Genomic DNA, 6761 nt, shown 5'->3' with positions numbered 1-6761 from the left:
GCCAGTTGCAGCTCGACCTCGACGTGATCGACGCGCGGCTGAGCGGCCGCGACCCTGCACCGCTCGACGCTCCGACCGCCAGCCTCGGCAATGCCAGCGTTCGACTGGACTGGATCGACGTGGCGATCACTCACGCGATCGGTCGGCGCGACCCAACGACGGCGTTGCGCCTGTACCGCGAAGCGGCGCCATGGCTGCGCGACAACTCAAGCCGGGTCTGCGCATCCATCCACGCGCGCGCGGCGCAGGCTCATCGCCTCACCGGTGACGAAGCTGCCGCGCTGGATGCGGACGCTGCGGCCCGCGACGCCCGCGCGCGATTCACGTCGCATCTCCCCGCCGCGAAAGGCGCAACTGCCCCGGACGCAACGCCATGACCGGAACCGCCGACCCCGATCGCTACACCCGCCTGCTCGAGCGCCTGGAGGCGAACGAACGCGAGTTCCGCCGCCTCGGCCGCTCCGTGTTGCGCGTGCAGGAGGACGAGCGACGCCGCCTCGCGCGCGACCTCCACGACGGAATCGGACAGAACCTGACGGCGCTGAAACACCGGCTCGCCCAGCTGCGCGATTCGGTCGGTGCCCATACGCCGCTGCATGATTCGCTCGAAGCCGCGATCCAGCTCTGCGCCGGCACGCTGGAGGACACGCGCGAACTGTCGCGCCTGCTGCGCCCGCCGATCCTCGATGATCTCGGGCTTGAGCCCGCGCTGCGCTGGCTGGGTCGCAGCATCGGCGAGTCGGCGGGCATCTCGATCGCGGTGGAGATCGAACCGCTGCCCCCGCTCGACGGCGAGCGCGAAACCCTGCTGTTCCGCGTCGCGCAGGAAGCTCTCAACAACATCGCCAAGCACGCGAGGGCGCATAGCGTGCTGCTGCGGCTGGTCGAACGCGAGGGACAGGTGCAGCTTCAGGTGGTGGATGACGGCATCGGTTTCGATCCCGCGGCGACCGCGGGCGGAAGCGGCCTGTCGGGCATGCGCGAGCGCCTGCGGCTCTTCCAGGCCCGGCTCGAAGTGCATTCGGCGCCTGGCGATGGAACGCGCATCCGCGCCGTCGTGCCGCTGCAGGGCCTCTGACGTTTCTTGACGTCGATGCCAGCGCGCACGCAGGGTGTGGGCATGCCGATCCGCATCCTCATCGCCGACGACCACACGCTGGTGCGCGAAAGCCTCGTCGGGCTGCTGCAGTCGGAAGGCGACGTCGTCGTGGTGGCGCAGGCCGCCGACGGCATCGAGACGGTCGCCAAGGCGCTGGAAACGCGCCCGGATGTCGTCGTCGCCGATCTCTCGATGCCGCGCCTCGGCGGCATCGAGGTCGTGCGGCGTCTGCGCGAGGCGCTCCCCGATACGCGCGTGCTCGTGCTGACGATGCACCAGGAGGACGAGTACGTGCTGCAGGCGGTGCGCTCGGGGGCATCCGGCTATCTGGTGAAGGACAGCGCGGCTTCGGAACTGCTGGTGGCGGTGCGCAACCTGCACGCCGGGCGCGGTCATTTCGGGCCGCAGGCGGCGCGCGCATTGGCGCAGCAACTGCAGAATCCCGAGCGAAGCGCTGACGATCCCTACGGGCGGCTCACCGCGCGCGAGCGCGAGGTGTTCCACCTGATCGCCGAAGGCCACACGACCAAGGAGGTCGCGCGCGAGCTCGACATCAGCGCGAAAACCGCCGAGAACCACCGCGCCCGCGTGCTCGACAAGGTTGGCGTGCGCAACACCGCCGAGCTGGTGCGCTACGCGCTTCGCAAGGGGCTTCTCGACTAGTCGGGCTAACGGATCCGACGCGGTAACGCGAACGAAGCGACGCCGCAGAGCGTCGCGAACAGCGCGCCTGCGATGAACGTGGCCGGCGCGCCCTGCCAGTCCCACAGCGCGCCCGCCACCGCACTCGCGATCAGCAGCGCGACGCCGGAGGCGAGGCTGAACACGCCGAACGCAGTCCCGCGGAAATCCTTCGGCGCGTAGTCGGCGACGAATGCGCCGAGCACGCCCTGGGTCAGCCCCATGTGCAGGCCCCACAGCGACGCCCCGACGAGCGCGAGCGCCGGCCCGCGGGCGAGCGCCAGCACCAGGTCGGCGACGACCAGCACCGCCAGGCCCGCGATCAGCACGCCGCGCCGTCCCAGCCGATCGCTGAGCGCGCCCGCCGGGTACGAGCTCAACGTGTAGACCAGGCTCATGACCACAAGCACCAGCGGCGCATATGCCTTGGCGAGGCCGAGCTGGTCGGCGCGCAGGATCAGGAACGCTTCGCTGAAACGCGCCAAGGACAGCAGCGCGCCGATGGCGACCACGCGCCAGTAGGCGGGACCGAGTGCGCTCAGGCCATCGCGCGTGATCGGCAGCCTCGCACGCGGCGCGTTGTCGCCGACACGCTCGGGCTCGCGGACGAAGCGCACGAGAATGGCTACCGAAACGAGACTGGGAAGCACGGCGTACCAGAGCACGCGACGAATGTCGTCGTTGAACGCCAGCATCAATGCCATCGCCACGAGCGGGCCGATCACCGCGCCCACCGTGTCCATCGACTGCCGGAGCCCGAAGCTCGCGCCACGCAGTTCGGGCGGCACGATGTCGCTCATCAGGGCGTCGCGCGGTGCGCCGCGGATCCCCTTGCCAAACCGGTCGAGCAACCGCGCGCTCACCACCATCGACAGCGACTGGGCCATGGGGAACACCGGCTTCACCAGCGCCGCCAGCCCGTAGCCGAGCACCACGACCGGCTTGCGCTTGCCGAGCGCATCGCTTGCATAGCCCGAGAGCAGCTTGGTCACGAGCACGAGGGCTTCGGCCACGCCTTCGATCAGCCCGATCGCCAACGCGCTGGCGCCGAGAGGCCCCGCCAACAGCAGCGGCAGCAGCGAATGAACCATCTCGGACCCGAAGTCCATGAACAGGCTGACCCAGCCAAGGGCCCAGACCCCCGGCGGAATGCGTTTCAGATTCGACCGGATCATCGACTGCTCCGTGATTCGACCCCCAGTATCGCCGCCGCGTCCCGCCCGGCGCAGACGCGACGTCGACGCCGCGACCGTGCGGGACGGTATGCTCGGCTGATTCCCCGACAGGAGCCGCCGATGCGCGCGACCTTCCGCACCGTCCTGGCATTGCTGTTCGCCACCGTCCTCGCCGCGTGCACGCACGGCCCGGTGCGCCGCGTGTCCGAGCCCACCGCACAGCTGCAACAACTGACCGTGCGCGCCGACGGCGCGTGGGACGTGCAGCTGCGCCTGCAGAATTACAGCTCGATCCCGATGCGCTTCGATCGCGTCCGCCTGGCGCTCACTGCGGGTACGCAACCTGCCGGCGACATCGTGGCGACGCCCGCGGTCGACATCGGCCCGGAGTCGGCCGACGTCGTGTCAATCACGCTGCAACCGTCGACCGCCGCGAAACTCGCCGTGGCCGACGCACTGGCCGCCGGTCGCGGCATCGACTACGCGCTGAAGGGTGAAATCGCGGCCACGCCGGAAAAGAAATCGCAGAAGACCTTCGACGTCGAGCACCGCAGCGCGCTCAACCCCGCGCCCGGCCTGCCCGGCGTCCTCCGCTGATCTGGAGCCACGATGAGTCGTTACGACGCCCCGCTGACCGACATGCGCTTCGTGCTGTTCGACCTGCTCCAGGCCGAACGGGAATTCGCGCGGCTTGGCTTCGCCGATGCCACTCGCGATGTGCTCGACGCCGTCCTCGACGAAGGTGCGCGCTTCGCGACCGAAGTACTCGCACCGTTGAACGCCGTCGGCGACGAAGTTGGCTGCAGCCTCGATGTGGCCACGGGCGACGTGCGCACGCCTCCGGGGTTCAAGCAGGCGTACGCGCAGTACGTGGACGGCGGCTGGACGGGTCTGGTCACGCCGACCGAACACGGCGGACAGGGCCTGCCGCACCTGGTCGGTTTCCCGATCAAGGAAATGATCGACGCCGCGAACCTCGCCTGGGGCAACTTTCCGCTGCTGTCGAACGGCGCCACCGAAGCACTCATGGCATTCGGCACCGACTGGCAGCGCGAGGTGTTCCTCAAGCCGCTGGTCGAGGGCCGGTGGACCGGCACCATGTGCCTGACCGAACCGCATTGCGGGACCGACCTCGGCCTGCTGCGCACGCGTGCCGAGCCGCGCGGTGACGACACCTACGCGATCTCCGGCACCAAGATCTTCATCACCGCCGGCGAGCACGACATGACGGACAACATCGTCCATCTCGTGCTGGCGAAGCTCCCGGACGCGCCGGCAGGCAGCCGCGGCATCTCGCTCTTCGTCGTGCCGAAGTTCCGTGTCGCGCAGGACGGCTCGATCGGCGAGCGCAACACCGTCCGCTGCGGCAGCCTGGAACACAAGATGGGTATCCACGGCTCGGCGACATGCGTGATGAATTTCGACGGCGCCGAAGGCTACCTCGTCGGGGAGCCCCACAAGGGCCTGATGGCGATGTTCGTGATGATGAATACCGCGCGCCTCGCGGTCGGGCTGCAAGGCCTGGGCGTTTCCGACCGCGCGTACCAGAACGCGGTGGAGTACGCGAAGGATCGCCTGCAGATGCGCTCGGCCACGGGTACCAAATTCCCGGACAAGCCGGCCGATCCGATCATCGTGCATGCGGATGTTCGTCGAATGCTGCTGACGGGCAAGGCGCTGGTCGAAGGCGGGCGTGCGCTCGCGTACGACGCGGCGATGCAGTTCGACATCGCATCCCGTGGCGAGAGCGGAACCGAACGTGCGCAGGCCGATGCGCTGGTCGGCTTCCTGACGCCCATCGTGAAGGCGTGCCTGACCGAGTGGAGCGTCGAGATCACGTACGACGCACTGCAGTGCTTTGGCGGACACGGCTATATCCGTGAGCACGGCATGGAGCAGCTGGCACGCGATGCGCGCATCACCACGCTTTACGAAGGCACCACCGGCATCCAGGCGCTCGACCTGCTCGGCCGCAAGGTCATGCAGCTCAAGGGCGCCGGCCTCGAAGCGATGCTCGGTCGAATCCGCAGCTTCTGCGAAGCCAACGCGAATGACAGGGAAATCGGCGGCTACTGCGCGTCGCTGACGCACCTCGCCGGCCAATGGCAGCAGTTGAGCATCGAGATCGCACAGCGCACCGGCAGCGATGCCGACGAACTCGGCGCCGCGGCCTACGACTACCTGATGTTTTCGGGTTACACGTGCCTCGCGTACTGGTGGGCGCGCAGCCTGGCCGCCCTTCGCGATGCGACGCCCACGACCGCATTCGCCGAGGGAAAGCGCGCGACCGCACGCTTCTACTTCGAACGGATCCTGCCGCGCACGCTGGCGCACGCGGCGGCAATCCGCAGCGGCGCGCCCTCGTTGATGGCGCTCGACGCCGAGGCGTTCGACGCCGGACGCTGAACGGGGCCGCGCGCCGCGTACGCGGACGCGCATCGGGCACGGGGGCGTTATAAGCTCGGGGCATGGCGAACCACCCTGCCCGCCTGCGACTCGTCGACCGCGATGCCGTGTGGTCGGCGGAGCCGCTTTCGCCTCCGCCCGGCGGCTTCCCGCTGGACGGTGTCAGGCTGTTGTCGCTCGATGCGCACGGCCACGTCCTCGACTGGCTGCACTGGCACGAGGCGACCTGCCTGTATGCCCGCGACGCCGTCGCCTGGACCCTCGGCGAGCCCTGCCTGCGCGTGCACGGCGGCCTTGCCCGCGCCACCGGCGAGCGCAGCCTGATCGAGCTGCATCCCATCGTGGCCACGCGCGGCCGGGCCCGCGCACATGCGCTCAACCCGACGCCGGCACTGACCAACCCGGCCCTGTTCGCGCGCGACGCGCACCTGTGCCTCTACTGCGGCGACGTCTACCCGCGCAGCCAGCTCACGCGCGACCACGTGATGCCGCTTTCCAAGGGCGGCCGCGACAGCTGGGAGAACGTGGTCGCCGCCTGCTTCCCGTGCAATTCGCGCAAGCGCAACCGCACACCGCAGCAGGCCGGCATGCCGCTGCTCGCCGTGCCGTTCCGTCCCAGCTGGATCGAGCACCTGATCCTGTCCAACCGCCACATCCTGGCGGACCAGATGGAATTCCTGAAGGCGCACCTGCCCAAGCGCGCCCGGCGCCTCGCGGTCTGAGTTCGCGTACTGCGTGCCCGTTCACGAATCGGCGATGTCGGGCCCGCTGCATGGCGCAGCAGCGCGACGCGCGCGTTGACGGCGCCGTACCCATTCGCAACACTCGGGGGATTCACCTGGCAGAGATGCAATGGCCGCACTGACACTCGGATTCACCGGCATGGACGCGTCGACCGAGAGCGAGCTTCGACACGCCTTCGAGCAGGCATCGGCAGCGTCGGGCGGCGGTTGGCAGCTGGTGCCCGACACGCATGCGGACTACGTTGTCGTCGACATGGACAGCATGTACGGCCCGATGAGCTGGCTGCGGCTTCATGCCGCGGGCAAGCACGTCGTGGGGCTGACGGCCGCGCCCCGAACACAGACGCCGTATCGCCTCGGACGACCGGTCGCTTCGACGGAGCTGGCGACGTTGCTGGGCGAAATCCGCAGCGCGGCCGGTATTCCGGCTGAAACCGGTGCGACCGCGCTGTCGCGTCCCGCCGCTGCATCGCCCGCCGCACAGCCCGGCGTATCGGTGCCCGTCGCGGCGGCCGAACCACTGGTTCCGCCTGCGCGCCCGTCGGGCATGACGCCGTCGCCCGAGCCGATGGATCAGTTGCCCGAGGAGCGGCCGTCGGCGCCGTCCATGGACGAACTGCCGGCAAACCCGGAAGCGATTACCGAACCCGCGGCGAT

5 protein-coding genes and 3 pseudogenes are annotated in these 6761 nt (G+C 69.4%); 7 read left to right on the top strand and 1 reads right to left on the bottom strand.

Annotated features, from left to right (window positions below; all coding sequences use genetic code 11):
* From FW784_RS14425 to FW784_RS11470, 3 genes and pseudogenes are all read left to right on the top strand, one after another.
* Window positions 1-377 (top strand): annotated as a pseudogene (locus FW784_RS14425) (serine/threonine-protein kinase); the annotation flags it as partial.
* On the top strand, window positions 374-1078 hold the full coding sequence (locus FW784_RS11475; RefSeq protein WP_149353479.1) for a sensor histidine kinase: 705 nt from the start codon (window positions 374-376) through the stop codon (window positions 1076-1078). The pseudogene FW784_RS14425 and the gene FW784_RS11475, both read left to right, overlap by 4 nt.
* A 42-nt stretch (window positions 1079-1120) precedes the next feature.
* Window positions 1121-1762 (top strand): response regulator, encoded by a 642-nt coding sequence (locus FW784_RS11470; protein WP_149353478.1) that lies wholly within the window; start codon window positions 1121-1123, stop codon window positions 1760-1762.
* Window positions 1763-1767: 5 nt separating this feature from the next.
* Here FW784_RS11470 and FW784_RS11465 read toward each other — a convergent pair whose 3' ends face one another.
* Entirely contained in the window at window positions 1768-2955 is a 1188-nt protein-coding gene (locus FW784_RS11465) for an MFS transporter (protein WP_149353477.1), read from the bottom strand.
* A 120-nt stretch (window positions 2956-3075) separates the two neighbouring features.
* Between FW784_RS11465 and FW784_RS11460 the strand changes: the two genes are divergently transcribed.
* The 4 genes and pseudogenes from FW784_RS11460 to FW784_RS11445 all read left to right on the top strand — a co-directional run.
* Window positions 3076-3552, top strand: a complete 477-nt coding sequence (locus FW784_RS11460) for an LEA/WHy family protein (protein ID WP_149353476.1) — start codon at window positions 3076-3078, stop codon at window positions 3550-3552.
* 12 nt (window positions 3553-3564) lie between these two features.
* Window positions 3565-5361 (top strand): acyl-CoA dehydrogenase C-terminal domain-containing protein, encoded by a 1797-nt coding sequence (locus FW784_RS11455; protein WP_149353475.1) that lies wholly within the window; start codon window positions 3565-3567, stop codon window positions 5359-5361.
* A 152-nt stretch (window positions 5362-5513) separates the two neighbouring features.
* A pseudogene (locus FW784_RS11450) lies at window positions 5514-6083 on the top strand (HNH endonuclease); the annotation flags it as partial.
* A gap of 130 nt (window positions 6084-6213) precedes the next feature.
* Window positions 6214-6761 (top strand): annotated as a pseudogene (locus FW784_RS11445) (hypothetical protein); the annotation flags it as partial.

It is taken from the genome of Cognatilysobacter lacus (assembly GCF_008274655.1).
Lineage (GTDB): Bacteria > Pseudomonadota > Gammaproteobacteria > Xanthomonadales > Xanthomonadaceae > Cognatilysobacter > Cognatilysobacter lacus.
Note: the sequence above shows the minus strand (reverse complement) of the source record. Positions and strands in the feature narration are given on the sequence as shown.